This window comes from Fulvivirga kasyanovii (genome assembly GCF_009711405.1).
Taxonomy (GTDB): domain Bacteria; phylum Bacteroidota; class Bacteroidia; order Cytophagales; family Cyclobacteriaceae; genus Fulvivirga; species Fulvivirga kasyanovii.
The window spans coordinates 1-591 of sequence record NZ_SMLW01000089.1 but is presented as its reverse complement, the minus strand read 5'-3'; the positions used below and the strand labels follow the sequence as shown (position 1 = coordinate 591).

1 protein-coding gene is annotated in these 591 nt (G+C 41.6%); it reads left to right on the top strand.

Annotated features, from left to right (window positions below):
* Nucleotides 1-84: 84 nt before the first annotated feature.
* Nucleotides 85-591: MBG domain-containing protein (locus E1163_RS00135; RefSeq protein ID WP_155168516.1), on the top strand; the 507-nt coding region annotated here is incomplete at its 3' end.

Below are 591 nucleotides of genomic sequence, written 5' to 3'. Positions count from 1 at the left end.
TGTTATGCATCAAAGATAAAATAGGTGTAATATTTATTTAAATTTGTTATTGAAAAACAGTAATTTACAAAGAATTTGGGCAATTTGAATACAATTATAAGAGTTTTGCTCATGGTGGCAGTGTATTGTTGCCTGTCATTTTCTGCATGGGCTCAATCTCCGGCTTTTACAAGTACGCCGGTTGAAACGGGCACTTTCGATGCCTTATATACCTATAATATTACTACAAGCGGTCAGATAGCGGTTAGCCGGGAGATATTGTTGACCGACGGAGTATTGCCAGGCGGTATTACCTTAACAGATAATGGTGATGGAACAGCAGTTATGGAAGGTACTCCCACTGAGACCGGAAGCTTTCCTGTTGAGTTGACAGTAAGGGAAGTCCTTCTCCCTTCAAATAGTGATGTCCAATCGTTTATATTAATCATTGATAAAGCCACGGCAACCGTTACTTTAGGCACTACGAGTGTGGTATATAACGGTTCACCACAATCTGCAACGGCCACAACTACCCCAATCGGCTTATCAGTTGATTTCACTTATGACGGCTCAGGTACTGCGCCCACAAATGTCGGCACCTATGCTTTGGAA